Genomic DNA, 25,706 nt, shown 5'->3' with positions numbered 1-25,706 from the left:
CACTTCTTTCCTCACACGGCCGCGGTCTCGGGGCGGGCCAGGCCGAGGTCGCCGGACCGGCCCGCGGTGATCAGTTCGACGACCTGGCTGTTCGTGACGTCCTTGGTGGCGACGTCGGCGGCCAGCCGGCCGAGGTAGAGGGTCGCGATGCGGTCGGCCACCTCGAACACGTCGTTCATGTTGTGGCTGATCAGCACCACACCCAGGCCCTGCTCGGCCAGGCGCCGGACCAGGTCGAGCACCTGCCGGGTCTGCGCCACGCCGAGCGCGGCGGTCGGCTCGTCGAGCAGCACGACCTTGCTGTTCCACAGCACGGCCTTGGCGATCGCGACCGTCTGCCGCTGCCCGCCGGACAACGACGACACCGGGGTGCGCACCGACTTGACCGTGCGCACCGACAGCGACGCCAGGGTCTTGCGCGCGGCCAGCTCCATCGCCGCCTCGTCGAGCAGGCCGCGCTGGTTGCGCTCGCGGCCGAGGAACATGTTCTGGACGATGTCGAGGTTGTCGCACAGCGCGAGGTCCTGGTAGACGACCTCGATGCCCAGCGCGGCGGCGTCGCGCGGGTTGTGGATGTGGACCGGCTCGCCTTCGAAGACGATCTCGCCGCTGTCGATCGGGTGGATGCCGGCGATGCACTTGACGAGCGTGGACTTCCCGGCGCCGTTGTCGCCGACCAGCGCGGTGACCTCCCCCGCGCGCACCTGGAAGTCCACGTCGTGCAGGACGTGCACCGGCCCGAAGCTCTTGTTGACGCCTCGCAGCGCGAGGACGGGCTCGTTCATGGCAGAACCTCCGCTATCAGTGGCGTGACGCGCGTGCGGGGGACGCGCGGCCGGGGTCACCGGTCCGCGCGTCCCCAGCTCGATGCGCGCCGTCAGGAGATACCCAGCTGCTGGCAGACCGCGGCGGTGTCGCCGCCGCAGATCTCGCTCGCCTTGACGTAACCCTGGTCGACCACCATCTTCACGTTCTCCTTGGTGATCGAGAACGGCTGCAGCAGCACCGACTTGACCGTGCGGTTGCCGGTCGGGTCGGTCGAAGTCTGCTTGGCGATCGCGTCGGCGCCGGCGGTGTCGCCCTTGACCAGCGCGGCGGCCAGCTGCGCGGTGGCGTCGGCCTCCTGCTGGATCGGCTTGAACACCGTCGAGTACTGCTGGCCCTGCAGGATGGACTTCAGGCCGGCGGCGCTGGCGTCCTGGCCGGTGACCGGGACCGAACCGGCGAGGCCGTTCTTCTGCAGCACCGTGATCACGGCACCGGCCATGCCGTCGTTGGCGGCCAGCACACCGTCGACCTTGCCGCCGTTGGCGGACAGGAACTGCTCGAACGTCGCGCCACCGACCGCGTTGTCCCACTTGTCGATGCGCTGGCTGGCGACCTTCTTCAGCGCGCCCGAGCTGTAGAGCGGGCCGAGGACCTCCTGCTGCCCGTTGTAGAACAGGGTCGCGTTGTTGTCCGTCGGCGAGCCCTCGATCTCGATGACCTGGGCGCCGGGCTTGTTCTTCAGCGCGTCCGCGAGCGCCTGGCCCTGCAGGCGGCCGACCTGGACGTTGTCGAAGCTGACGTAGTAGTCGGCGCTGCCACCGAGGTTGAGGCGGTCGTAGTTGATGACCGGAACGCCCTGCTGCTTGGCCTTCTGCTCGACGGTGGCGCCGACGTCCCCGCTGGGCGCGGCGATGATCAGGACCTTGACGCCCTGGCTGAGCATGCTGTCGGCCTGCTGCGCGAACCGCTGGTTGTCGCCCTGGGCGTTCTCGATGATCGGGCTGAGCCCGGCCTTCGTCAGCGCCGACTGGAGCATCGGCTGGTCGAAGCCGGCCCACCGGGCCGAGGTCGCGGTTTCGGGCAGGATCACGCCGACCTTCGGGCCGCCGTTGTCGGACCCGCCGCTCCCACCGCTTTCGTTGTTGGCGCTGTTCGCACCGCACGCGGTCAGCGCCAGGACGAGCCCGGTGCCCGCGGCGGCCAGCGCGAGGGTCTTTCTCCGCTTCATTGCGTCCCCTTGGCAGGAATGTTGTGGCTCACAACATTTGAATGTTGTGGCCGACAACATACGTCGTAACCGCGTGTGAGGGAAGCCCGCTCCGACACGTTCCGGTAACAAAAGGGCCGCGATCCTCAAGTCCCGGACGGACGGGCAGGCCTTCCGGCCCTACCGGGCAAAACGGGGTGGGCACCGGCGTAGCCGCCCCAGTCGATCACCGCGCACGGCACGTCGCCGACCACCCAAGCGTCGTGGCCGGGCGGGCAGATCATGACGTCCCCGGGCCCGAAGCCGGCCTGGTCGCCGTCGTCCATGCGGATCGTCATCCGTCCGGACAGGACGTAGCCGGTGTGGTTCGCCTGACAGCTCTCCGTACCCGCGATCGGTTGATGTGCTGGGACCACCGCCAGCCCGGGTGGAACGTCGCGCGACCCGCGGCTACGCCGGCTACGCCAAGCGGCGCTAGCCCAGCCAGGCGGCGAAGTCGTCGCGCAGCGAGACACCCGCCACGCGCTCCGCGTGCGCGACGAACTCCTCGGTCGTGACCGTGCCGTGCGCGTGCCCGGCCACCCACGACCGCAGCAGGCCGAAGAACACCTCGTCGCCCACGCGGGCGCGCAGCCCGTGCAGCACCAGGGCCCCGCGCTTGTACACCTGCTCGTCGAACAGGCGCGCCACCCCGGGGTCGCCGATCGCGACGTCGGTGCCCACCCGCGCCCGCCAGTCACGCGCCAGCGCCGCTGCGGACGCGCCGCCGGAGGCCTCCGACCACAGCCACTCCGCGTAGGTGGCGAAGCCCTCGTTGAGCCAGATGTGCCGCCAGCCGGCGACCGTGAGGCTGTTGCCGAACCACTGGTGCGCCAGCTCGTGCACCACCAGCCGCTCGAACGTGCGACGGCCGTCGACGTGGTTGGCGCCGAAGATCGCCATCCCCTGCGCCTCGATCGGGTCGTCCAGGTCGTCGTCGGTGACCACCACGACGTACTCGCCGAACGGGTACGGCCCGAACCACTCGGTCAGCCGCGCCATCATCTCCGGCTGGCGGCCGAAGTCGTGCGCGGCCGCCGCACGCAGCCGCCGCGGCACCGCGAGCCGTTGCCCCGCGCCGAGTTCCAGCTCGTCGTACCGTCCGATCTGGACACTCATCAGGTACGGCGCGGTCGGCTCGCGCCGCTCGAACACCCACGTCGTCGCGCTGCCCCCGGCCCGCCGGGCGACCAGGTCCCCGGTCACCAGCACGGTGTAGGCCGACGCGGTGGTCAGCGACACCCGGTAGGCCGCCTTGTCGCCGGGCCGGTCGTTGCACGGGAACCAGGACGGCGCCCCGGTCGGCTGGCTCGCCACGAGCGCGCCGTCGGTCAGCTCGTCCCACCCGATCTCGCCCCACCGGCTCGCGACCGGACGCGGGTTGCCGGCGTAGCGCACCTCGACGGTGAACTCGCCGCGCACCGGGCGGGCCGGTGCGACCACGAGCTTGCCGCCGCGGTGGGTGAACCGCGCGGTCCGCCCGTCGACGCGCACGCCCTTGACGCTGAACCCGGCCAGGTCGAGCGGGATCCGGTTCAGCTCGTCCACCGCGACGGCGGACAGGACCGCCCGCGCGCTCAACCGGTTCGGCCCGATCTTGTAGTCCAGCTCCAGGTCGTAGTGCGTGACCCGGTAGCCGGTGCTGCCGTGGCCGAGCGTGTAGTCCGCGCGGCTCACGCCCGCCACGCCGCGATCGGGTTGCCCAGCCAGCGGCTGTCGGCCGGGACGGCGTCGCCGCGGGTCACCAGCGAACCCGGGCCCACGGTGGTGCGCGCGCCGATGCTGGCGCCGGGCAGCACGATCCCGTGCGGGCCGACGGTCGCGCCCCCGGCCACGGTCACCTCGCTCATGCGCATGATCCGATCATGGAACAGGTGGGTCTGCACGACACAGCCGCGGTTCACGGTCGCGCCGTCGCCCAGCCGCACCAGGTCCGTCTCCGGCAGCCAGTAGGTCTCCAGCCACACCCCGCGGCCGATCTTCGCGCCCATCGTGCGCAGCCAGCACGGCAGCAGCGGCGTGCCCGCGCTCCAGCCCACCAGCCACGGCACGGCGAGCGTCTCGACGAACGTGTCGGCCAGCTCGGTGCGCCACACGAACGAACTCCACAGCGGGTGGTCCACCGCGCGGAACCGGCCGGTCAGCGCCCACTTCACCGCCGTGGTCACCGCACCCGCCACCAGCCCGGCGACGACCAGCACGACCGGCGCGGCGAGCGCGGCCACGACCAGCCCCGCCGCCGACCGCACGGCCGCCAGCGCCGCGAGCACCAGCACCGCGAGCGCGACCGCGCACATCACCGGCACGATCCGGCACAGCTCGACCGCCGCCCGCGCGACCTTCAGCCGCGACGGGGGCGCGAACGTGCGGCTCGCATCCGCCGTCTCGACCGCACGGCGCAGCGGCATCGGCGGCATGCCGAGGTAGGACGAGCCCTTCTTCGCCTTGCGCGGCGCGGAGGACAGCACCCCGACCAGGCCGCGCTTGGGCACCGCGCGCCCGGCCGCGGCCATGCCGGAGTTGCCGAGGAACGCCTGCTTGCCGATGCGCGTCGGGGCGACGTGCAGCCAGCCGTGGCCCAGCTCGTAGGTGGCGACCATGGTGTCGTCGGCGAGGAACGCGCCGTCGTCGACCTGCGTCATCCGCGGCACCGCGAGCACCGTCGAAACCTCCGCGCCGCGGCCGACCTTCGCGCCCAGCAGCCGCAGCCACACCGGCGTGAACAGGCTCGCGTACAGCGGGAACAGCACCTGGCGGGCCAGGTCCATCAGCCGCTCGGTGGCCCACACCTGCCACGCGATCCGGCCGTGCACCGGGTGGTAGCCCTGGTGCAGGCCCAGCCCGAGCAGCCGCACGGACACCAGCACCAGCAGCGCGTACGTGCCGAACGCGGCGAGCGTCGCCACCGGCACCGCCAGCAACGCGGCACCCAGCGCGGCGCCGATGGTCGTCGAATCCGCGACCGCGGCGCCCAGCACCAGCAGGCCGGGCACGGCGGCGAGCACCGGGAACAGGCCCAGCACGAACGACGCGGCGCCGTAGGCGAAGGCCCAGAACCGCGACCGCGGCGGCCGGCTGGACGGCCAGCGCAGCGCGCCCTTGCCGTCGCGGCGGGCGGGCGAACCGGCCCAGCGCTGACCGGCCGGCACCGCGCCCAGCACGGTCGACCCGGCCGCGATCTCCGCGCCCTTGCCGATCCGCGCCCCGGGCAGCAGCACGCTGCGCGCGCCGACGCGGGCACCGGCGCCGATGCGGATCTTGCCGAGGTGCACGACGTCGCCGTCCACCCAGTGCCCGGACAGGTCCACCTCGGGCTCCACGGCCGCCCCGCGGCCCAGCTTGAGCAGCCCGGTGACCGGCGGCGGGGTGTGCAGATCGACGTCCTTGCCCACCTTCGCGCCCAGCGCGCGGGCGTAGAGCGTCATCCAGCTCGCGCCCGAAATCCCGGCCGCACCGGCGGCCTCGGCGAGCCGTTCGGCCGCCCACAGTCGCAAGTGGACCCGGCCACCACGCGGGTGGGTGCCCGGGCGGACCCCGCGCAGCAACAGCCGGGCGCCGCCCGCCGCGATGCCGATGCGGCCCGGCGGGCTGAACAGCACCAGCCACGCCAGGGCGAGCGACCACCACGGCACCGCGGGCGCCCACGCGACACCGGTCATCGAGAGCACAGTGGACAGTGCGGCCAGCGCGGTCAGCCAGCGCAGGCCGGTCAGGGCGAGCACCGGCACGGCCAGCACGGCCTGGACGGCTCCCGCCCGGCGCGGCACCGGACGGACATCGCGCCGCCGGGCGGTTTCCCCCTCCAGGCCGTCCAGCAGCGCGGCGAGCTGCCCGAGCTTCGGGTGCCGGTAGAGGTCGGCGACCGAGACCTGCGGGTGCCGGGTGCGGATGCGCGCGACCAGCTGCGCCGCGGTGAGGCTGCCACCACCATTGGTGAAGAAGTCCGCGCCCGGATCGGTGACCGGCACGCCGAGGATCTCGGCCCAGCCCTCGGCGAGCCACGACTCGGTGGGCGTCAACGCCGCCACACTGTCCACTGTGGCCAGCGGCCAGGGCAGCGCGGCGCGGTCGACCTTGCCGGAGGTCCGGGTGGGCAGATCGTCCACGACCGCGAGCAGCGGCACCAGCGCGGCGGGCAGCCGGTCCCGGAGCAGAGCCGACGCCTCGGCGGTGCCGAACTCGCCCTGCGGCACGACGTAACCGACGAGGACCTGGTTGCCCGCCTTGGTGGTGCGGATCGCGGCGGCGGCTCCGGCGACGCCGGGCAGCGCCTGCAGCGCGGCGTCCACCTCGCCCAGCTCGATGCGGCGGCCGCCGAGCTTGACCTGCTCGTCGGCTCGGCCCAGGAAGACCAGCCCCGCGGGCTCGGCGCGCACCAGGTCGCCGCTGCGATAGGCGCGCTCCCAGCCCAGCGCGGGCAGCGGCGCGAACTTCTCGGCGTCCTTCACCGGATCCAGGTAACGGGCCAGGCCGGCGCCGCCGATCACCAGCTCACCGGACTCCCCCATCGCCACCGGCTCCCCGGCCGCATCGACGACCACGAGGTCCCAGCCGGCCAGCGGCAGCCCGATCCGCACCGGGCCCTCACCGGTCAGCGGCGCGGCGCAGGCGACCACCGTGGCCTCGGTGGGGCCGTAGGTGTTCCACACCTCGCGGCCCTCGACGGCGACCCGCCCGGCCAGCTCCGGCGGGCACGCCTCGCCGCCGAAGATCAGCAGCCGCACGTCCTCCAGCGCCTCGGCCGGCCACAGCGCGGCCAGCGTCGGCACGGTGGACACGATCGTGATGCGCTGCGCGACCAGCCACGGCCCCAGGTCCACCCCGGTGCGCACGAGCGCGCGCGGTGCCGGCACCAGGCACGCGCCGTGCCGCCAGGCCAGCCACATCTCCTCGCACGAGGCGTCGAAGGCGACCGACAGCCCGGCCAGCACCCGGTCACCGGGCCCGATCGGTTCCTCGGTGAGGAACAGCCGGGCCTCGGCGTCGACGAAGGCGGCCGCCGAGCCGTGGCTGACCGCCACCCCCTTGGGTTTGCCGGTCGAGCCGGAGGTGAAGATGATCCACGCGTCGTCCTCCGGCGCGGGCGGCCCGGTGCGGCGGCCGGGCTCGGCGAGCATCGTCAGCCCGTCGTCCATCAGCACCGCGCACACCCCGGCCTCGCCGAACACCAGCTCGGCCCGCTCGTCCGGGTCGTCGGCGTCGACCGGCACGTACGCCGCGCCCGCGGCGAGCACGCCCAGGATCGCGACGTAGAGGTCGGCGGTGCCGGAGGAGATCCGCACGCCGACGCGGTCACCGCGGCCTACGCCCTCGGCGGCCAGCCGCCGGCCCAGCGCCTGCGCCTCCTCGGACAGCCTGCGGTAGCTCAGGACCCGCGCACCGTCGTCGAGCGCCGCCGCGTTCGGGTGCCGCGCGGCGGTGGCGGCCAGCACGTCCAGCAGCGTGCGCCGGGCCGCGGCGGGTCCACCCGGGAACAGGGCCCGCTCCGGGGCCAGCACCCCGGGCAGCATCGGATCGAGAACGGGCGCGCCCATGGAGTTCACCTTCCGCCAGCGGCCGGGCCGGAACTCGCGAAAAGAGTGAGGCGCCCGCGCGGGACGATCACTCTACCCGAGGTGAACACCGGGTGACCGGGCGGTCTCACCGGGGTGTCGCCGCCGTCACACCTCGTTGCGTCACTTGCCCTTCTTGCCGGGCCGGGGCTTCTTTTCCCGCACCCGCACGTTGATCCGCACCGGGCTGCCCTCGAAACCGAAGCGCTCGCGGAACTTCCGCTCGATGAACCGGCGGTACCCGGCCTCCAGGAAGCCGGTGGTGAACAGCACCAGCGTCGGCGGGCGGATGCCGGCCTGGGTGGCGAACAGCACCTTCGGCTGCTTGCCGCCACGCACCGGCGGCGGGGTGGCCGCGATCAGCTCGGACAGCCACGAGTTCAGCTGCCCGGTCGGCACCCGCTGGTCCCACGACGCGAGCGCGGTCCGCAGCGCCGGCGCGAGCTTGCGCACCGAACGACCGGTGAGCGCGGAGATGTTGACCCGCTCGGCCCACGTGACGCGCACCAGGCCGCGGTCGAGTTCCTTCTCCAGCTGGTGGCGGCGGTCCTCGTCGACGAGGTCCCACTTGTTCAGCGCGAGCACACAGGCCCGGCCGGACTCCACGACCGACGTCAGCACCCGCAGGTCCTGTTCGGACAGCGGCTCGCTGGCGTCCAGCAGGACGATGACGACCTCGGAGGAGTCGATGGCCGCCTTGGTGCGCAGCGACGCGTAGTACTCGGTGCCGCTCGCGGTGTGCACCCGCTTGCGCAGACCGGCGGTGTCGACGAACCGCCACACCTGGCCGTCCAGCTCGACCAGCGAGTCGACCGGGTCGACCGTGGTGCCGGCGACCGAGTCCACGACGGACCGCTGCTCGCCGGTGAGCTTGTTGAGCAGGCTGGACTTGCCCACGTTCGGCTTGCCGACCAGCGCGACGCGGCGCGGCCCGGCCACGGCCTCGCGCTCCCGCGGCGCCTCCGGCAGCGCCTTGATGATCGCGTCGAGCAGGTCGCCCGAGCTGCGGCCGTGCAGCGCGCTCACCGGGTACGGCTCGCCCAGGCCGAGCGACCACAGCGAGGCCACGTCGGACAGCAGCCGCTCGTCGTCGACCTTGTTGGCGGCCAGCAGCACCGGCCGCTTCGACCGGCGCAGCACCTTGGCCACCGCCTCGTCGGTCGCGGTCGCGCCGACCGAGGCGTCCACCACGACCAGCACCGCGTCCGCGGTGTTCATCGCGAGCTCGGCCTGCGCCGCGACCGCGGCCTGCAGGCCGGTCGCGCTCGGCTCCCAGCCACCCGTGTCGACCACGGTGAACCGGCGCCCGGCCCACTGCGCGTCGTAGGCCACCCGGTCCCGGGTCACACCGGGGGTGTCCTGCACGACCGCCTCGCGACGGCCCAGGATCCGGTTGACCAGGGTGGACTTGCCCACGTTCGGGCGCCCGACGACGGCCAGCACGGGCTGGCTCAGCTCGGCTTCCTCCTCGGACGCCGCGTCGTCGGCCTGGTTGTCGAGCGCGGTGAACTCCGCCTCGTCCGACCAGGTCCCGTCAAGCTCCGTCATAATTCCGCTTTCTTCCCGCGCACGGACTCGCCCTGCGCTGCACGCCATTCGTCGAGGGTGCGGACCAGGCCCGCGAGCTCGTCCCGCAGCCGCCCGGTCGCCTCGTCCAGCCCGGCCCGGCCGCGGCCGACCTCGAGCGTGAACGGTTCACCCACCAGGATGTCCACCCGGGGCCGGAACCGCCGCCCGCTGCCGGCGGGACGCCGCGTCCCGCGCACCGCGATCGGCAGGACCACCGCGCCCGAGGCCCGGACCAGCCAGGCCGCGCCGCGTTCGGCGCTGGCCACGTCACCGTCGCCGCGGGTCCCCTCCGGGAACACCGCGACCACTCCGCCGTCGGAGAGCACGTTCGCCGTGGTCAGCAGGGGCGCCCGGCCGGGTTCGCCCCGGCGCACCGGCACCTGGCCGATCCGCCGGAGGAACCACCCGACGGCCCCGGTGAACATCTCCTCCTTGACGAGGAACACCGAACGCCGCGGCAACATTCCGAAGATGATCTGCGGTTCGACCATCGAGCTGTGGTTGGCCACCACCAGCACCGGCCCGGTCCGCGGCACGCGCTCCAGCCCGCGGATCCGCAGCCGGTAGGCCGGCTTGAACAGGTGCGTCCCGACGAACCGCGCGGCGTCGTGCAGCCACGCCGACGCACCCGCAGGCAGACCGGCAGGGCTCACCGCGTGACCTGCGCGCACTCGCCCAGCAGCCCGCGGCGCCCGGCCAGCTCGGACAGGGCGACCAGCACCTGGTCGATGGACAGTTCGGTGGTGTCCAGGTGCACGGCGTCGTCGGCGGCCTTCAGCGGCGCGACCGCGCGGGTCGAGTCGAGCCGGTCCCGCCGGTCGACCGACGCCAGCGCCTCGGCCTGGCTGCTCTGCCGCCCGGCCGCGGTGTCCTGGGCGCTGCGGCGCGCGGCCCGCACCGCCGGGTCCGCGGTCAGGTAGACCTTGAGCGGGGCGTCCGGCGCGACGACCGTGCCGATGTCCCGGCCCTCGACGACGATGCCGCCGACCTCGCCGAGCACCTCGCCGATGATCCGCCGCTGACGGGCCACCAGCAGCTCGCGCACCTCCGGCACCGCCGAGACCGGCGACACCGCGTGGTTGACCTCGGCGCCGCGGATCTCGGCCGCCACGTCCTCACCGGCCAGGTGCACGCTCGGCGCCGACGGATCGGTGCCCAGGGTGAAGTCGGTGGTGCGGGCCAGCTCGGCGACCGCCGGGCCGTCGGCCGGGTCGACGCCCGCGCGCAGCACGGCCAGCGTCACCACCCGGTACATCGCACCGGTGTCGAGGTACCCGGCCGACAGCCGGCCGGCGAGCTTGCGCGCCACCGTGGTCTTCCCGGTTCCCGAGGGTCCGTCCAGAGCGACCACGCCGCGTAGGGCTCCCGCCACCGATGCTCTCCTCGCCGTCTCGATCGGTCCGTACCTGCGGTTCTCCATTGTGCCTGGCCCGCCAGGTGGCGGCCGCACCGGTACCGTGGCGGTCGTGAACGTGGAAGTGACACCCCTGCCGGGCATCGGCGTGCGGAAGGACTTCGCGACCCGGAACGGCCGCCGCATCGGCGTCGTCACGCACCGGGACGGGCAGATCGAGCTGATCGTGTCCAAGTCCGACGACCCCGACGCGTGCCTGGCGTCCCTGCCCCTGACCGCCGACGAGGCCGGCGCGCTGGCGAACCTGCTCGGCGCCCCGCAACTGGTCGCGCAGCTCACCGAGGAGCACCGCGAGGTCCCCGGCATCAACACCAAGCAGCTGCCCATCAAGGCGAACTCACCGTTCGACGGCCGCACCCTCGGCGACACGGCGATGCGGACCCGGACCGGCGTGTCCGTGGTCGCCGTCATGCGCGCCGGCCAGGTGCACCCCTCCCCCACCCCGGACTTCACGTTCACCGCCGGTGACGTGCTGGTCGCGGTCGGCACGTCGGAAGGCCTGGAGGGCGCCCTCAAGATCCTGAAGAACGGCTGAGCCCTTGGAGCACACCGCACTGGCCCTGATCGAACTCGGGGCCGTCTTCTTCGTGCTCGGCGTCCTGGGGCGCCTCGCCGGGAAGATCGGCCTCTCCCCCATCCCGCTCTACCTCCTCGGCGGCCTGGCCTTCGGGCAGGGCGGCCTCATCCCGCTCGGCGACATCGGCGACTTCACGCACCTGGCCAGCGAGATCGGCGTCGTGCTGCTGCTGTTGCTGCTGGGCCTGGAGTACTCGGCGGCCGAGCTGTTCACCGGGCTGAAACGCTCGTGGATGGCCGGGCTGCTGGACATCGTGCTCAACGCCGCACCCGGCGCGGCCGTCGCGCTGCTGCTCGGGTGGGGCCCGATCGGCGCCATCGTGATGGCCGGGGTCACCTACATCTCCTCGTCCGGGATCATCGCGAAGGTGCTCGGCGACCTGGGCCGGCTCGGTAACCGGGAAACCCCGGTCGTGCTGTCGATCCTGGTGTTCGAGGACCTGGCGATGGCGCTGTACCTGCCGATCCTGACCGCGCTGCTGGGCGGCGTGAGCTTCCTCGGCGGCCTGGAGGCCGTCGGCATCTCGCTGCTGGTGATCACCGTGGTGCTGGTGATCGCGCTGAAGTACGGCCGGTACGTGTCGGCGATCGTGGACTCCGACGACCGCGAGGTCTTCCTGCTCAAGGTGCTGGGCGCGGCGCTGCTGGTGGCCGGGCTCGCCTCGGCGATGCAGGTGTCCGCCGCGGTCGGCGCGTTCCTGCTCGGCATCGCGATCTCCGGGTCGACCGCCCACAACGCGACCCGCCTGCTGGAGCCGCTGCGGGACCTGTTCGCCGCGGTGTTCTTCGTGGTGTTCGGGCTCAACACCAACCCGGCGTCCATCCCGCCGGTGCTCGGCTGGGCGGTGCTGCTGGCCGTGCTGACCACCCTGACGAAGGTGGCGACCGGCTGGTGGGCGGCGCGGCGGCAGGGCGTCGGCAAGCTGGGCCGCGCCCGCGCCGGTGCGGCGCTGGTGGCGCGTGGTGAGTTCTCGATCGTCATCGCCGGGCTGGCCGTGTCGGCCGGCGCCGTGGTCGACGAGCTGGCCGCGCTGGCCACCGCGTACGTGCTGCTGATGGCGATCCTCGGCCCCATCGCGGCCCGGGTGGTGGAGCCGCTGGCGAAGGGCATGCAGCGGCGGCGCGGGCACGGCCACGAGCCAGCCACCACCGCGAGCTGAGCGCTCCGGCGACAGTGTGGTCGCCGGGCTTTTCGTGGCTGCGCGGCTTCAAAGATCAAGGGATTGTCCTCGCCGGACGGGCAGGCTCCGGGATGACCTAGGGGTGCCTCGGCTCACCTCGGGTGGGTGGTCGCTGGGTGGTCATCCCGTCGCCTTCCGGTTTGTGCCTATCACCTTGAGCCAGGGCCGCAAGGTTGACATCTCCGGCCGGCGGTTGGCGGCCTGGGTTGCGGCCCTGGCTCAAGGTGATCGTTCCGGTGTCAGGCGACGGGATGACCACCCGGCTACCTTGGGTTCAAAGAAGCGTGGCGCGGTGCGCCGTCAGGGCAGAACCGAGCGCACCGCCTCTGCCGTCCGTCCCACCACCGTCGTTCCGTCGTCGGCGGTGATGATCGGGCGCTGGATCAGCTTCGGGTGCTCTGCCAGCGCCTCCAGCCAGCGGCCGCGGGTCGCCTCGTCGCGCGGCCAGCTCTTGATGCCCAGTTCGGCCGCCTCGGGCTCCTGCAGGCGCGCGATGTCCCACGGGTCCAGGCCCAGGCGCTTCAGCACCGCGTCCAGCTCGGCGACCGTCGGCGGCTCCTCCAGGTACCGGCGCACCTCGTAGGACACGCCGGCCTCGTCCAGGATCGACAGCGCCGAACGGCACTTCGAGCACCGCGGGTTGACCCAGATCTCCACTACTCGCCTCCCGCCAGTGTCGCCAGCACCTGCTCGCCGTACTTGGCGAGCTTGTTCTCCCCGACCCCGCTCACGCCGGCCAGTTCGTCCAAGGTGGACGGCTGTTCGGTGGCGATCTGCCGCAGGGTGGCGTCGCTGAAGACGATGTAGGCCGGCACGCCCTGGTTCTTCGCCTCCTCGAACCGCCAGGCGCGCAACCGCTCGAACACCGGGCGCGCCTCCTCCGGCATCTCCGCCGCCGGCTTGCGCTTGGCCGCCGCGGCGGCACGGGCGGCGCGCTTGGGCTCGCGGCGCATCCGCACCTCGCGCTTGCGGCCCAGCACCTCGGCGCTGGCCTCGGTCAGCAGCAGCGTCCCGTAGTCGCCCTCGACGGCCAGCAGCCCCTGCGCCAGCAGCTGCCGCACCACGCCGCGCCACTCGCTCTCCGACAGCTCCTGCCCCACGCCGAACACGGTCAGCTGGTCGTGCCGGTGCTGCGTCACCTTCGGGGTCTGCTTGCCCAGCAGGATGTCGATGACCTGCCCGGCGCCGAACTTCTGGCCGCGCTCGTGCTGCAGCCGGTACACCGCCGACAGCAGCTTCTGCGCGGCGATCGTGCCGTCCCACGACTCGGGCGGCGTCAGGCAGGTGTCGCAGTTCCCGCACGGCTGCCCGGACTGGCCGAAGTAGTTCAGCAGCTGCACGCGGCGGCACTCGACGGTCTCGCACAGCGCCAGCATCGCGTCCAGGTGCTGCGACAGCCGGCGGCGGTGCGCGTCGTCGCCCTCGGAGGTCTGGATCATCCGCCGCTGCTGCACGACGTCCTGCAGCCCGTAGGCCAGCCACGCGGTGGACGGCAGCCCATCGCGGCCGGCGCGGCCGGTCTCCTGGTAGTAGCCCTCGACGGACTTCGGCAGGTCCAGGTGCGCCACGAACCGCACGTCCGGCTTGTCGATGCCCATGCCGAACGCGATGGTGGCGACCACGACCAGCCCGTCCTCGCGCAGGAACCGCGCCTGGTTGCGCGCGCGGGTGCGGGAATCCAGGCCCGCGTGGTAGGGCACCGCGCTGATCCCGTTGGCCACCAGGAACTCGGCGGTCTTCTCCACCGAGTTGCGCGACAGGCAGTACACGATGCCCGCGTCGCCGGGGTGCTCGGTGCGGATCAGGTCGAGCAGCTGCTTCTTCGGCTCGGCCTTCGGCGCGATGCGGTACTGGATGTTGGGCCGGTCGAAGCTCGCCACGAACTGGCGGGCCTCGCCGAGGTTGAGCCGGGACACGATCTCGGCGTGCGTGGCCTTCGTGGCGGTCGCGGTCAGCGCGATGCGCGGCACGTCCGGCCAGCGCTCGTGCAGCTCGGACAGGCCCAGGTAGTCGGGCCGGAAGTCGTGGCCCCACTGGGACACGCAGTGCGCCTCGTCGATCGCGAACAACGCGACCTTGCCCCGGTCCAGCAGGTTCCGGGTGGACTCCATGGACAGCCGTTCCGGCGCCAGGTACAGCAGGTCCAGCTCGCCCGCGACGAACGCGGCCTCGACCTCGCGGCGCTGCTCGAAGTCCTGCGACGAGTTGAGGAACCCGGCGCGCACGCCGACCGCCAGCAGCGCGTCGACCTGGTCCTGCATGAGCGCGATCAGCGGCGAGACGACCACGCCGGTGCCCGGGCGCACCAGGGACGGGATCTGGTAGCACAGGGACTTCCCGCCGCCGGTGGGCATCAGCACGACCGCGTCACCACCGCCGATCACGTGCTCGACGATCGCTTCCTGGTCACCGCGGAAGGAGTCGTAGCCGAAGACGCGCCGCAGCGCCTGCAGCGCGTCGCTCACGGGGATGGTTTCAGCGGATGCCACGCCGCGATCCTAGGGGCTCGCCGCGACCGCCGGGCGCCGCCACACGAGATGCCCGGTCACGCGGCCCGGAGCGTTCATTCTCACCGGGCTGGCGCGCACTACCCGAGAAACTGCACGGCCCAGCCCATCGAGTGGAGATCACGTCATGTCTTTCCCCCAGGTGGAGGCTGGGCTCGGCAGCCCTGAGCCGGATCATCACGGCCACTACACCTGCCCCACAGGAGTGGCTGGTGGTGCTGACCGGGCTGTTCGCAGTGGCCGTCACCGCGTCGACATTCCTGTCGATCACCACCGGGCAACGCCAGATCCTGCTCGACGTCAACGTGCTCGGTACGAGCATCCACGAGGCTGGGCATGCGCTCGTCAGCTGCCTGACCGGGGGCGGAGTTTACCGATTCACCATCCTCGGGCCCGGCTCAGGGCTGGTGCACACCTGGTACGGCTCACGGTTCTCGGACATCGCCGGTGATGGGCTCGTCCAGCTCCGGGTCGATCACGGTGTCCAGCGCGCTACGGTGGTCACCCTCGCCCTGCGGTGGGGCACCGGTTGGTTGCCGAACCTGGTCGCTTACACGAGACCCGGCTACTGCTCACCATACCGACCGCGACGACGCCGGGGACCCTTGCCGATTCCACCCGCATCCCGGATCTCATTTGGATCGGCGGCTGGTACGCCCTCATCGGGTGGGGAGTCGCGTTGCCCGGTCGCTACAGGCCGACGCGCCGGTACAGGCTGCCGACCTCGTCGCGGTTGAGCTTGCGGATCGTGCCCGGCTTGCCGTTGCCCAGCTGGACGTCGCCGATCGCGGTGCGCACCAGCTTGCGCACCGGGAACCCGACCTCGGCCAGCAGGCGCCGCACGATGTGCTTGCGGCCCTCGTGCAGCACGATCTCCAGCAGGGTGCGCCCGCCCATGCTGTCCTTGACCCGGAACGCGTCCACGCGCACCGCGCCGTCCTCCAGTACGATGCCGTCCTTCAGCTCCTTGCCCAGGCCGCGCGGCACCTTGCCGTCGACCTCGGCCAGGTAGGTCTTGGGCACGTGGTAGGAGGGGTGCATCAGCCGGTGGGCGAGGTCACCGTCGTTGGTGAGCAGCAGCAGGCCCTCGGTGTCGGCGTCCAGGCGGCCGACGTGGAACAGGCGCTCGCTGCGGTCGCGCACGTAGTCGCCGACGCACGGGCGGCCCTGGTCGTCGTACATCGTGGTGTGCACGCCGCGGGGCTTGTTGAGCGCCAGGTGGATCAGGTCCTCGCGGAGGATGACCCGCGTGCCGTCGACGTGGATCACGGCGCTGTCCGGGTCGACGCGCCGGCCGAGCTCGCGGACGACCTTGCCGTCGACGCTCACCCGGCCCTGCACGATCAGCTCTTCGGCGGCGCGGCGCGAGGCCACGCCCGCCTTGGCGAGCACCTTCTGCAGGCGCACGCCCTCGGCTTCGGGCTCAGATGTCATCGATGGAGTCCACTTCCGGCAACAGGGGGGCGATCGGCGGCAGGTCGGTCAGCGAGGACAGGCCCAGCCGCTCGAGGAACAGTTCGGTCGTCACGTACAGGGTGCCACCCGTCTCCGGGTCGGCGCCGCTCTCCTCGATGAGTCCGCGGGCGAGCAGGGTGCGGATCACACCGTCGACGTTGACCCCGCGCACGGCCGCGACGCGGGAACGCGTGACGGGTTGGCGGTAGGCGATCACGGCGAGGGTTTCCAGGGCGGCCCTGGTCAGCTTGGCGCGCTGCCCGTCGAGCAGGAGCTTTTCGACGAACGGCGCGTAGGTGTCGCGGGTGAACAGGCGCCACCCCTCGCCGACCCGCCGCAGGTCGATGCCGCTGCCGCGCTCGGTGAGCTCGGTGGCCATGACCTGCAGCGTCTGCGTGACGCGGGCCTCGGGCTGGCCGAGCGCGCCGGCGAGCGCTTCTTCGCTGACGGGCGAGTCGACGACCAGGAGGAGGGCTTCCAGCGCCGCGGCCAGCGCGGAGTGCTCGGAGAGATCCGGCAGCCCATCGCCCACGGCGACGAGGTCTTCGGGCTCGTCCAGTTCGTCCGGGACCGGCACCTCCGCCGCGGCAGGCGCCTCCACCGCGGGCACCTCCCGGGTCCCGGGCACCTCGGCGGCCTCGGTCTCGACCGGCTCCTGTTCGGGACTCACCCGTACTCCTCTTCCTCGACGCGGGCCCGCTCCATCTCCGCGGCGGCCTCGGCCTCCGAGACCGACCCGCCGATCCACCGCACCCGCAACATGGTCAGCGGCTCGTCCTGCTCGAACTGCACGCTGGACTCCCGGTAGAGCTCCAGCAGCGCCAGGAACCGGGCCACCACCTCGACCGTGTGCTCGCAGTCCTCGACCAGCTCGGTGAACGTCGCGTCGCCCCGCTCGGCCAGCTTCAGCCGCAGCAGCGCCGCGTGTTCCCGCACCGACACCCGGTGCGCGTGGATGTGGTCCAGCGACACCGTCGGCGGCGGCTTGGGCCGGAACACCGCCAGCGCGATCTCCGCGAACTTCGCCGCGTCCACGCCGAGCATCACCTCGGGCAGCAGCCCGACGAACCGCTCCTCCAGCGACACCGACCGCGGGTAGCGCCGCAGCGCCCCGGCCTCCAGCTCCGCGAACAGCGCCGCGACCTGCTTGTACGCCCGGTACTGCAACACCCGGGCGAACAGCAGGTCCCGTGCCTCGAGCAACGCCAGGTCGTCCTCGTCCTCGACCTCGGCGGCGGGCAGCAGCCGCGCCGCCTTCAGGTCGAGCAGCGTCGCCGCGATGACGAGGAACTCGGTCACCTCGTCCAGGTCCCACTCCGGCCCCAGCGCCCGCGTGTAGGCGATGAAGTCGTCGGTGACCTGGTGCAACGCGACCTCGGTGACGTCGAGCTGGTGCTGCGAGATCAGCTGCAGCAACAGGTCGAACGGCCCCTCGAAGTTGTCCAGCCGGACCTTGAACTTCGGCGCCGCCGATTCCTCGACGGGCTGGGCCCCGTCGACCGGAGCCCCGTTCTCGCTCACGGCCCGGCGGCTTCCTCGGAGTCGAGGCCGCCCTCGCGCAGCCGGCGCACCAGCACCGAGTCCGCGCCGTGCTCGTCGAAGTCCGCCAGCAGCACCGCCACCGCCTCGCGCACGAGACGGCCGCGGTCGATGGCCAGGCCGTGCTCGGCCCGCAGGCTCAGCCGGGCCTGCTCCATCGCGACCAGCTCGTCACCGGAGACGTAGACGGTGATCTTCGAGTCGTGCTTCTGCCGTCCGCTGCCGCGGCGCCCGGCGGCGCTGCGCTCCAGCTGCTCGCGGTGCCCGGGGTTCTGCCCGTGGCCCGGCCGCTGCGCCTCCGGGCGCTGCGGGGCGGGCGTGGGCGGCGCGGGCACGTCGAGGGCCGGGCTGCTGGTCAGGCGGAAGAGTTCCGAAGCCCCGGGGAGGGAGGCTCGCCTGCTCACCGAGCGATCACCTCGCGGGCCAGCGCGCGATAGGCCTGCGCGCCGGCGGATTTGGGGGCCCAGCGGGTGATGGGCTCACCGGCCACGGTGGTCTCCGGGAACCGCACGGTGCGGTTGATCACCGTGTCGAACACGGTGTCGCCGAAGGCCTCCACGACCCGTGCCATGACCTCCCGTGAGTGGAGGGTCCGCGGGTCGAACATGGTGGCCAGGATGCCGGTGATATCCAGTTTGGGGTTCAAGCGTTCGCGTACCTTCTCGATCGTGTCGATCAACAAAGCCACGCCACGCAAGCTGAAGAACTCGCACTCCAGCGGGATGATCACGCCGTCGGCGGCCGTGAGCGCGTTCACCGTGAGCAACCCGAGCGATGGCTGGCAGTCGACCAGAACATAGTCGTACTCCGAGATGAGGGGTTGCACGACCCGGAGCAACGTGTGCTCGCGGCCCACCTCGGCGACCAGCTGCACCTCGGCGGCCGACAGGTCGATGTTGCTCGGCAGCAGGTCCATGCCCTCGACACTGGTGTGCCGCAGGATGTCCTGGGCGGTCACGGAGCGCTCCATGATCGCGTTGTAGACCGTCTGGTCCAGCTCGTGCGGCTGCACGCCGAGCCCCACCGACAGCGCGCCCTGCGGGTCGAAGTCCACCAGCAGCACCCGTCGGCCGTACTCGGCGAGCGCGGCGCCCAGGTTGATCGTCGACGTGGTCTTGCCGACGCCGCCCTTCTGGTTGCACATCGCCAGCACCGTGGCCGGGCCGTGCTTGTCCAGCAGGGGCGGTTCGGGAATCTCACGCAACGGTCTGCCGGTCGGGCCGAGCCTGGGCTTGCCGTTCGCTTCGGCGCCCACGGCCACGACAGAGTCCACGGTGTCGGGCTCCCCCTCGGTCGCGATGGTCAACTGGTCGAGGTTCGCGGCAGCCGATGCGGCTGTGACCGATCTGGTCGAGGGCTGCGGTGTCGACATGGCGCGAAACTCCTCGTTCGACGGGTTGGCCGCAGCCTATTCGGCGAGCCGTTTGTCGCCAAAGCAACTCGCCGGAGGCGATCAGGTCAACCCAGCGCCCGAGGATGCGCCGTAGCATATACCTCACGCAGAGTGTTCATCGTGACCAGGGTGTACACCTGCGTCGTCGTCACCGAAGCGTGGCCGAGCAGCTCTTGGACCACCCGGACGTCCGCCCCGCCCTCCAGCAGGTGGGTGGCGAAACTGTGACGCAGCGTGTGCGGGGACACGGCGGTGGAGATCCCGGCGCGCTCGGCGGTGGTCTTGAGCACCTGCCACGCGCTCTGCCGGGACAGCCGCGTGCCGCGCGCGTTGAGGAACAGCGCCGCGGTGCCCCGGCCGCGCCGCGCCAGCACCGGGCGGGCCCGCACCAGGTAGGCCTCCAGCGCCTCGACCGCGGGGCGGCCGATCGGCACCAGCCGCTGCTTGCCGCCCTTGCCGTCGAGCAGCACGGTGCGCTCCTCGCGGTCGACGTCGTCGAGGTCGAGCCCGACCGCCTCGGAGATCCGGGCCCCGGTGGAGTACAGCAGCTCCAGCAGGGCCCGGTCGCGCAGCGGCCGCTCCCCCTCGGCGGGCGGCACGGCCAGCAGCCGCAGCACGTCGTCCACCGGCAGCGCCTTGGGCAGCCGCTTGGCCGCCGCCGGGGGCCGCACCTCGCGGGCCGGGTCGTCCTCGATCAGCCCGTCGAGGTGCGCGAAGCGGTGCAGCCCGCGCACGGCCACCAGCGCCCGCGCCGCCGAGGACGCCGCCAGCGGCGGGTGCACCTCGTCGCCCTCGCGCAGCGCGGCGCCGAACCCGGTCACGTGGGCCTCGGTGATCCGCCGGAAGTCCCGGATCCCGGCCTGCTCCAGGTACCGCAGGTACCGGCGCAGGTCGCGGGCGTAGCTGTCCAGGGTGTTGCGTGCCGTCCCGCGCTCCACGGCGAGATGATCGAGATAGGCCGTGACCACCTCGGCAGCCGGCAGAACGTGCACGCCGACACCCTAGAGCGTGACGTCAGGAAATGCGATCGGCGAACCTCGTCGGCCGGTCCCGCCACGGCGCGTCCGCCGGCCGCGAGGGGGCGCCGTCGTGCACGACCGCGTGCGCGGCCAGCAGCCCGCCCACGGTGGCGCCGTTGACGATCTCCCCGGACAGCGCCATCCGCACCGCCTCGGCCAGCGGCACCCGGTGCACCACCAGGTCGGCCTCCTCGTCGCCGAGGACCTCCCGGTCCACCGGGGTCAGGTCGCGCGCCAGGAACACGCGCACCACCTCGTCGGTGAACCCGGGCGAGGCGGCCACGTCGACCAGCGTCTCCCACCGCCCGGCGGCGAGCCCGGCCTCCTCGGCCAGCTCGCGCCGCGCGGCCTCGACCGGGTCCTCCCCGGCGTGGTCGAGCAGCCCGGCGGGCAGCTCCCAGATCCGCCGCCCCAGCGGGTGCCGGTACTGGTGGACCAGGGTGACCGTGCCGTCGGTGTCCACGGCGGCGACGGCGACCGCGCCGAGGTGCTCGACCACTTCGCGCCTGGCGGTGCCGCCGCCGGGCATCGCGACCTCGTCGATCCGCAGGCCCACCACGCGTCCGATGTGGACGTCCTTGGTGGACACCACCCGGAAGTCGTGCTCGCCGGGCGCGGTCAATGCGCGCTCACGGTGGGCTCGGGCAGCTCGACCGGCAGCCGGTCGGCCGTGCGGTACCGGACGACGGCGTCGATGAACGCGTCGAACAGCGGGTGCGGCCGGGTCGGGCGGCTCTTGAGCTCCGGGTGCGCCTGGGTGCCCACGAAGAACGGGTGCACCTCGGCGGGCAGCTCGACGAACTCCACCAGCCGGTCGTCCGGCGAGGTGCCGGAGAAGACCAGGCCGGCGTCGGACAGCCGCTTGCGGTAGGCGTTGTTGACCTCGTAGCGGTGCCGGTGCCGCTCGGACACGTCGGTGCTGCCGTAGGCCTTCGCGACCTGCGAACCCGGCTTGAGCTTGGCCGGGTAGGCGCCCAGCCGCATGGTGCCGCCCATGTCGCGCTCACCGGCGACGACGTCCTTCTGGTCGGCCATCGTGGAGATCACCGGGTGCTCGGTGGCCTCGTCGAACTCGGCCGAGTTCGCGCCTTCGATGCCGGCCAGGTTGCGCGCCGCCTCGATGACCATGCACTGCAGGCCCAGGCACAGCCCGAGCACCGGGATGCCGCGGGTGCGGGCGTAGTGGATCGCGCCGATCTTGCCCTCGATGCCGCGCACGCCGAACCCGCCCGGCACCAGGACGCCGTCGACGTCGCCCAGCGCGGCGGCCGCGCCGGCGGGGGTGGTGGCGCGGTCGGAGGCGACCCACACGATCTCGACCTTGGCCCGGTGGGCGAACCCGCCGGCGCGCAGGGCCTCGGTGACCGACAGGTAGGCGTCGGGCAGGTCGATGTACTTGCCGACCAGCGCGACCCGGACCGTCTCGGACGGGTTGTGCACGCGGTCGAGCAGGTCGCCCCACACCGTCCAGTCGACGTCGCGGAAGGGCAGGCCGAGGCGGCGCACGACGTAGGCGTCCAGCGCCTCGCGGTGCAGCACCTTGGGGATGTCGTAGATGGACCGGGCGTCCGGGCAGGCGATGACGGCCTCGTTGTCCACGTCGCACATCAGCCCGATCTTGCGCTTGAGGTCCTCGGGCAGGTCGCGGTCGGCCCGGCACACCAGCGCGTCGGGCTGGATGCCGATGTTGCGCAGCGCGGCGACCGAGTGCTGGGTCGGCTTGGTCTTCAGCTCGCCCGAGGGCGCCAGGTAGGGCACCAGCGACACGTGCAGGAAGAAGCAGTTGTCGCGGCCGATCTCGTGCCGCACCTGGCGGCAGGCCTCCAGGAACGGCAGCGACTCGATGTCGCCGACCGTGCCGCCGACCTCGGTGATGACCACGTCGGGCCGCTGCCCGGTGCCGTCGGATTCCGCGACCGCCATGATGCGGCGCTTGATCTCGTCGGTGATGTGCGGGATGACCTGCACGGTGTCGCCGAGGTACTCACCGCGGCGCTCCTTGGCGATCACCTCGGAGTAGACCTGGCCGGTCGTGACGTTCGCCGAGCCGGAGAGGTCCCGGTCCAGGAAGCGCTCGTAGTGGCCGATGTCCAGGTCGGTCTCGGCGCCGTCCTCGGTGACGAACACCTCCCCGTGCTGGAACGGGTTCATCGTGCCCGGATCCACGTTGAGGTAGGGATCCAGCTTCTGCATCGTGACCCGCAGGCCGCGAGAGGTGAGGAGCTGGCCCAGGCTGGAGGCCGTCAGGCCCTTGCCCAGGGAGGAGGCGACGCCCCCCGTGACGAAAACGTACTTGGCTGTCCGCGGCTGAAGTCCCACGGGCTTCCACCTTATCGCACCGGCCCCCGGACGCTCGCCCGCCGCGCCCACGTAGTTCGATAGGTCACGTCAGACGTTCGCGCGTGAAAGAGGCACCGTGTCCCAGCCCACCGCTTCCCAGCCCACCTGGACCGCTCCGGTCGCGTCCGGCCCGCTCGACGCGACGGTGCGCGTCCCCGGCTCCAAGTCGATCACCAACCGGGCGTTCGTGCTGGCCGCGCTGGCGGACGAGCCGACGCTGGTCCGCGCCCCGCTGGACTCCCGCGACGCCCGGCTGATGCTCGGCGCGCTGGAGGCGCTCGGCGGCGGCTCCGAGCGGCGCGGCGACGACGTGCTGGTGCGCCCGCTGGTGCACGGCTCCACCGAACCGGCGTCGGTGGTGCTGGGCAACGCCGGCACGGTCGCGCGGTTCACCCCCGCGCTGGCCGGGCTGGGGTCGGCGCCGGTGACGTTCGACGGGGACGAGGCGATCCGCCGCCGCCCGATCGCGCCGCTGCTGGCCGCGCTGCGCGAGGCGGGCGCGGACATCGACGACGCGGGCCGCGGCGCTCCCCCGTTCACCGTGATCGGGCACGGTGGCCTGCCCGGCGGGAAGGTCGATCTGGACTCGAGCGCGTCCAGCCAGTTCCTGTCGGCGCTGCTGCTGGCCGGCCCCGCGTTCGAGGCCGGGGTGACGGTGCGGCTGACCGGCGGGACCCCGCCGAGCGAGCCGCACATCGCGATGACCCTGGACATGCTGAAGCGGTTCGGCGCGGCGCCGGAGCGGGACGGGCAGGAGTTCCACGTCGGCCCGGCGCGGTTGTCCTGCCCGGACTTCACGGTCGAGCCGGACCTGTCCACCGCGGCGCCGTTCGTGGTGGCCGCGGCAGCCGCGGGCGGCACGGTGCGCATCCCCGGCTGGCCGGAGTACTCCACCCAGCCGGGTGACTGGCTGCGCAGCCTGATGGCCGAGCTGGGCCAGCGCGTCGAGCTGACCCCGGATGGCCTGACCGTCACCGGAACGGGCGAAATCCCGGGCGCCCGGCTCGACCTGCACGAGGTGGGCGAGCTGACCCCGGTGATCGCCGCGCTGCTGTGCTTCGCCGACGGGCCCTCGGTCATCTCCGGTGTCGCGCACCTGCGCGGGCACGAGACCGACCGGCTGGCCGCGCTGGCGGCCGAGCTGTCCGCGCTGGGCGCCGGGGTGACCGAGACCGCGGACGGCCTGGCGATCACCCCGGCCCCGATGCACGGCGGCGTCTTCCACACCTACGAGGACCACCGGCTGGTGATGGCCGGCGCGGTGCTGGGCCTGCGGGTGCCCGGGGTGGCGGTCGAGGACCCGGCGACGGTCGGCAAGACCTTCCCCGGCTTCACCGGTGCGTGGGCGGCGATGCTCAGCTGACCACGTCGGCCAGCCGGTCCACCTGGCCCGGGTCGGTGCCCCAGCAGTAGAGGATCAGCTCGTCGGCGCCGAGGTCCGCGAAGTGCTTCGCCGTTTCGCGGATCTGTTCCGGTGTGGTGAGCATGCGCTCGGCGGTCTGGTTCGCCCAATCACCGGCGAATCCGTAGTAGCCGAGAATCGCCGCGCGTGCGTCGTCCACATCGGACCCGAGCGCGACGTTGACCTGGGCGACCATGCGCGGGCTGCCGTCGCGGCCTTCGTCGGCCCAGAACCGCTCGACCTTGGCGAACAGGTCGCCGGCCCACTGCGGCGGCGCGGCGCACAGGAACCCGTCCCCGTGCCGCGCGACCCGGCGCAGGGCGGGGTCGGCGAAGGCGCCGAACAGGACCTCGGGGCCGCCGGGCGTGGCCGGGGCGGGGCCGATTCCTTCGGCGCCGGACCAGATCCGGCGCATGCGGGCCATCTGCTCGTCGAGGATCCGGCCGCGGTGGCGCGGGTCGGTGCCGGTGGCCCGGTGGTCGTCTTCCCGGCCGCCGACGCCGAGACCGAGGGTGAAGCGGCCGCCGGAGAGGCGGTCCAGGGTCGCGGCCTGCTTGGCGAGCAGGGCGGGTTCGCGCAGCGGGGCCAGCAGGACCTCGGTCTGCAGGCGGACGCGCGTGGTGGCGCCGGCGAGCGCGGCGAGGGTGACCAGCGGCTCGGGGTTGTCGTAGACGATCCGGTCGAGCAGGCCGAGGGTGCGGAACGGGCCGTCGTCGGCGCGGCGAGCCCAGCCGATGAGCTGCTCGGGGCGGCCGACGGGCAGACCGAGACCGTAGTGCATGAGTTACCTCCGGAGGGTGTGACGGATGGACGTGCCGCCCGCTCCGGGCCGGTCGTGACGCTGCCTCGGCGGCAGGACTGCTGCGGCAGGCGTGGCCCCGTCGAGTACATTCGATCTTAGCCGAAGATCACCTGGGGGAAGGACGGATTTTCCATGGCCGATCGCCGTGTCCGGTTCGGGCCGGCCCGCCGCGTCGAGGACCTCGGTTCCGGATGATCACGCACCAGGACATGGTCGATCTCTACGGTCCCGACAACGTCGTCACTTTGGCCCACCAGGAGGTGGACCGGCTTGGGGTCGCACCCCAGGACGCAGAGGTTCTGGCGAATGTCGGACTTCCCTGCATCAGTGCGCCGTTCTTCACGACCCGGATCCACGGAGGACCCGAGTTCCTCCGAGTCATCGACGTGACCACGCGCGACGCAACGAAGCATCGCGAGGTGATCGTCGGTGGTCCCCCTGGGGATTCGGGGATGCGGTTCTCACTCTCCGCATACGAGAGATTCGTGACGTTGATGGACTTGGGCGGGACGAAGCCTCGTGGCGAGGTGGTGAACAACAACCTCGTCGAATTCGTGGAGTTCCTCTACCGCATCGAGATGTTCACTCAGGGTGTCGCCGCCGACCCTGCCGTCAAGGAAGCACGATTCGACGATCTTCAGCGCGCGCTGACGGGCATCGACCCGTTCTCCTTCGAGCTGCCGGAGAACTGGTGGGCCATGGCGCTTCGTCAACTCGGCGGAGACGATCCGGTGATCTAGCCGAGGGCCAGGTGATGGACACGCGGCGCAGCCGCCGGAACGTGAGCGCTCAAGGCCCCGAGGTATAGGTCGTTATACACAGCCGCGCCGTGACCGTCCCCGGCGAGCAGATCCGGAGGCCGGCTGCCGGACCCCGCGCCCTCCAGGCGCACGCCCGGGAGAACCGCCGGCCACAGCTCGCGGCTCGCACTGCCAGCCGGGGC

The 25,706-nt window shown here is 72.5% G+C and carries 24 protein-coding genes; 5 read left to right on the top strand and 19 right to left on the bottom strand.

The features are described 5' to 3' along the window. Positions 1-11: 11 nt before the first annotated feature. From L1857_RS16380 to cmk, 8 genes are all read right to left on the bottom strand, one after another. Entirely contained in the window at positions 12-785 is a 774-nt protein-coding gene (locus tag L1857_RS16380) for an ATP-binding cassette domain-containing protein (RefSeq protein ID WP_094008677.1), read from the bottom strand. A gap of 92 nt (positions 786-877) precedes the next feature. Continuing rightward, positions 878-1,996, bottom strand: coding sequence for a sugar ABC transporter substrate-binding protein (locus tag L1857_RS16375; protein ID WP_094008678.1), 1,119 nt, complete (start codon positions 1,994-1,996; stop codon positions 878-880). Between the two features lie 125 nt (positions 1,997-2,121). Beyond that, the gene (locus L1857_RS16370; RefSeq protein ID WP_240323105.1) at positions 2,122-2,301 is read right to left on the bottom strand and encodes a cupin domain-containing protein; all 180 of its coding nucleotides are present in this window, start codon (positions 2,299-2,301) and stop codon (positions 2,122-2,124) included. 148 nt (positions 2,302-2,449) lie between these two features. Beyond that, positions 2,450-3,700 (bottom strand): M1 family metallopeptidase, encoded by a 1,251-nt coding sequence (locus L1857_RS16365; RefSeq protein WP_094008679.1) that lies wholly within the window; start codon positions 3,698-3,700, stop codon positions 2,450-2,452. Continuing rightward, positions 3,688-7,548: a Pls/PosA family non-ribosomal peptide synthetase gene (locus L1857_RS16360; RefSeq protein WP_094008680.1), complete on the bottom strand. Its 3,861-nt coding sequence runs from the start codon at positions 7,546-7,548 to the stop codon at positions 3,688-3,690. The genes L1857_RS16365 and L1857_RS16360 overlap by 13 nt, the downstream gene beginning before the upstream one ends. 141 nt (positions 7,549-7,689) lie before the next feature. Further along, entirely contained in the window at positions 7,690-9,114 is a 1,425-nt protein-coding gene (gene der, locus L1857_RS16355) for a ribosome biogenesis GTPase Der (protein ID WP_094008681.1), read from the bottom strand. Then, entirely contained in the window at positions 9,111-9,788 is a 678-nt protein-coding gene (locus tag L1857_RS16350) for a lysophospholipid acyltransferase family protein (protein ID WP_094008682.1), read from the bottom strand. The genes der and L1857_RS16350 overlap by 4 nt, the downstream gene beginning before the upstream one ends. Continuing rightward, positions 9,785-10,486 carry a (d)CMP kinase gene (gene cmk, locus L1857_RS16345; protein ID WP_094008683.1) on the bottom strand — a complete coding sequence of 234 codons (702 nt, stop codon included), beginning with the start codon at positions 10,484-10,486 and terminating at the stop codon, positions 9,785-9,787. The genes L1857_RS16350 and cmk overlap by 4 nt, the downstream gene beginning before the upstream one ends. 115 nt (positions 10,487-10,601) lie before the next feature. On the opposite strand from cmk, the gene L1857_RS16340 reads away from it, so the two are divergent. Continuing rightward, positions 10,602-11,084, top strand: a complete 483-nt coding sequence (locus L1857_RS16340) for a cation:proton antiporter regulatory subunit (RefSeq protein WP_026153076.1) — start codon at positions 10,602-10,604, stop codon at positions 11,082-11,084. A gap of 4 nt (positions 11,085-11,088) precedes the next feature. Next, the gene (locus L1857_RS16335; RefSeq protein WP_094008684.1) at positions 11,089-12,285 is read left to right on the top strand and encodes a cation:proton antiporter; all 1,197 of its coding nucleotides are present in this window, start codon (positions 11,089-11,091) and stop codon (positions 12,283-12,285) included. A 321-nt stretch (positions 12,286-12,606) separates the two neighbouring features. Here L1857_RS16335 and L1857_RS16330 read toward each other — a convergent pair whose 3' ends face one another. Together L1857_RS16330 and recQ are read right to left on the bottom strand one after the other, a co-directional pair. Next, positions 12,607-12,963 (bottom strand): arsenate reductase family protein, encoded by a 357-nt coding sequence (locus tag L1857_RS16330; protein ID WP_094008685.1) that lies wholly within the window; start codon positions 12,961-12,963, stop codon positions 12,607-12,609. Continuing rightward, positions 12,963-14,795 (bottom strand): DNA helicase RecQ, encoded by a 1,833-nt coding sequence (gene recQ, locus L1857_RS16325; RefSeq protein WP_094008686.1) that lies wholly within the window; start codon positions 14,793-14,795, stop codon positions 12,963-12,965. The genes L1857_RS16330 and recQ overlap by 1 nt, the downstream gene beginning before the upstream one ends. On the opposite strand from recQ, the gene L1857_RS35700 reads away from it, so the two are divergent. Continuing rightward, positions 14,789-15,550: a M50 family metallopeptidase gene (locus L1857_RS35700; protein ID WP_116110023.1), complete on the top strand. Its 762-nt coding sequence runs from the start codon at positions 14,789-14,791 to the stop codon at positions 15,548-15,550. The two genes, recQ and L1857_RS35700, sit on opposite strands and share 7 nt — an antisense overlap. Here L1857_RS35700 and L1857_RS16320 read toward each other — a convergent pair. The 8 genes from L1857_RS16320 to pyrG all read right to left on the bottom strand — a co-directional run bounded on the left by L1857_RS16320 (position 15,504) and on the right by pyrG (position 22,538). Next, a complete protein-coding gene (locus L1857_RS16320; RefSeq protein WP_116109960.1) occupies positions 15,504-16,247 on the bottom strand; it encodes a pseudouridine synthase in 744 nt (247 codons plus the stop codon). The two genes, L1857_RS35700 and L1857_RS16320, sit on opposite strands and share 47 nt — an antisense overlap. After that, entirely contained in the window at positions 16,237-16,938 is a 702-nt protein-coding gene (scpB, locus tag L1857_RS16315) for an SMC-Scp complex subunit ScpB (RefSeq protein WP_116109959.1), read from the bottom strand. Before scpB ends, L1857_RS16320 begins: the two co-directional genes overlap by 11 nt. After that, positions 16,935-17,789 (bottom strand): segregation and condensation protein A, encoded by an 855-nt coding sequence (locus tag L1857_RS16310; RefSeq protein WP_094008689.1) that lies wholly within the window; start codon positions 17,787-17,789, stop codon positions 16,935-16,937. Before L1857_RS16310 ends, scpB begins: the two co-directional genes overlap by 4 nt. Further along, a complete protein-coding gene (locus L1857_RS16305) occupies positions 17,786-18,211 on the bottom strand; it encodes a cobyrinic acid ac-diamide synthase (protein WP_205413189.1) in 426 nt (141 codons plus the stop codon). The genes L1857_RS16310 and L1857_RS16305 overlap by 4 nt, the downstream gene beginning before the upstream one ends. Further along, positions 18,208-19,179 carry a ParA family protein gene (locus tag L1857_RS16300; protein ID WP_094008690.1) on the bottom strand — a complete coding sequence of 324 codons (972 nt, stop codon included), beginning with the start codon at positions 19,177-19,179 and terminating at the stop codon, positions 18,208-18,210. Before L1857_RS16300 ends, L1857_RS16305 begins: the two co-directional genes overlap by 4 nt. 86 nt (positions 19,180-19,265) lie before the next feature. Further along, positions 19,266-20,168 (bottom strand): site-specific tyrosine recombinase XerD, encoded by a 903-nt coding sequence (gene xerD, locus L1857_RS16295; RefSeq protein WP_094008704.1) that lies wholly within the window; start codon positions 20,166-20,168, stop codon positions 19,266-19,268. Positions 20,169-20,214: 46 nt separating this feature from the next. Next, the gene (locus tag L1857_RS16290) at positions 20,215-20,841 is read right to left on the bottom strand and encodes an NUDIX domain-containing protein (protein ID WP_249465488.1); all 627 of its coding nucleotides are present in this window, start codon (positions 20,839-20,841) and stop codon (positions 20,215-20,217) included. Then, positions 20,838-22,538: a CTP synthase gene (pyrG, locus tag L1857_RS16285; protein WP_116109956.1), complete on the bottom strand. Its 1,701-nt coding sequence runs from the start codon at positions 22,536-22,538 to the stop codon at positions 20,838-20,840. The genes L1857_RS16290 and pyrG overlap by 4 nt, the downstream gene beginning before the upstream one ends. A 97-nt stretch (positions 22,539-22,635) precedes the next feature. Between pyrG and aroA the strand changes: the two genes are divergently transcribed. After that, positions 22,636-23,922, top strand: coding sequence for a 3-phosphoshikimate 1-carboxyvinyltransferase (gene aroA / locus L1857_RS16280; RefSeq protein ID WP_094008693.1), 1,287 nt, complete (start codon positions 22,636-22,638; stop codon positions 23,920-23,922). Here the strand turns inward: aroA and L1857_RS16275 are convergent. After that, positions 23,915-24,742 (bottom strand): LLM class flavin-dependent oxidoreductase, encoded by an 828-nt coding sequence (locus L1857_RS16275; protein ID WP_094008694.1) that lies wholly within the window; start codon positions 24,740-24,742, stop codon positions 23,915-23,917. The two genes, aroA and L1857_RS16275, sit on opposite strands and share 8 nt — an antisense overlap. Before the next feature lie 212 nt (positions 24,743-24,954). Between L1857_RS16275 and L1857_RS16270 the strand changes: the two genes are divergently transcribed. Further along, entirely contained in the window at positions 24,955-25,503 is a 549-nt protein-coding gene (locus L1857_RS16270; protein ID WP_116109955.1) for an SUKH-4 family immunity protein, read from the top strand. The last annotated feature ends 203 nt before the right edge of the window (positions 25,504-25,706 follow it).

The sequence above is a fragment of the Amycolatopsis thermalba genome (genome assembly GCF_023376025.1).
Taxonomy (GTDB): Bacteria; Actinomycetota; Actinomycetes; order Mycobacteriales; family Pseudonocardiaceae; genus Amycolatopsis_E; species Amycolatopsis_E thermalba.
The sequence above is the reverse complement of the archived record's forward strand: the minus strand, read 5'-3'. Positions and strand labels throughout refer to the sequence as shown.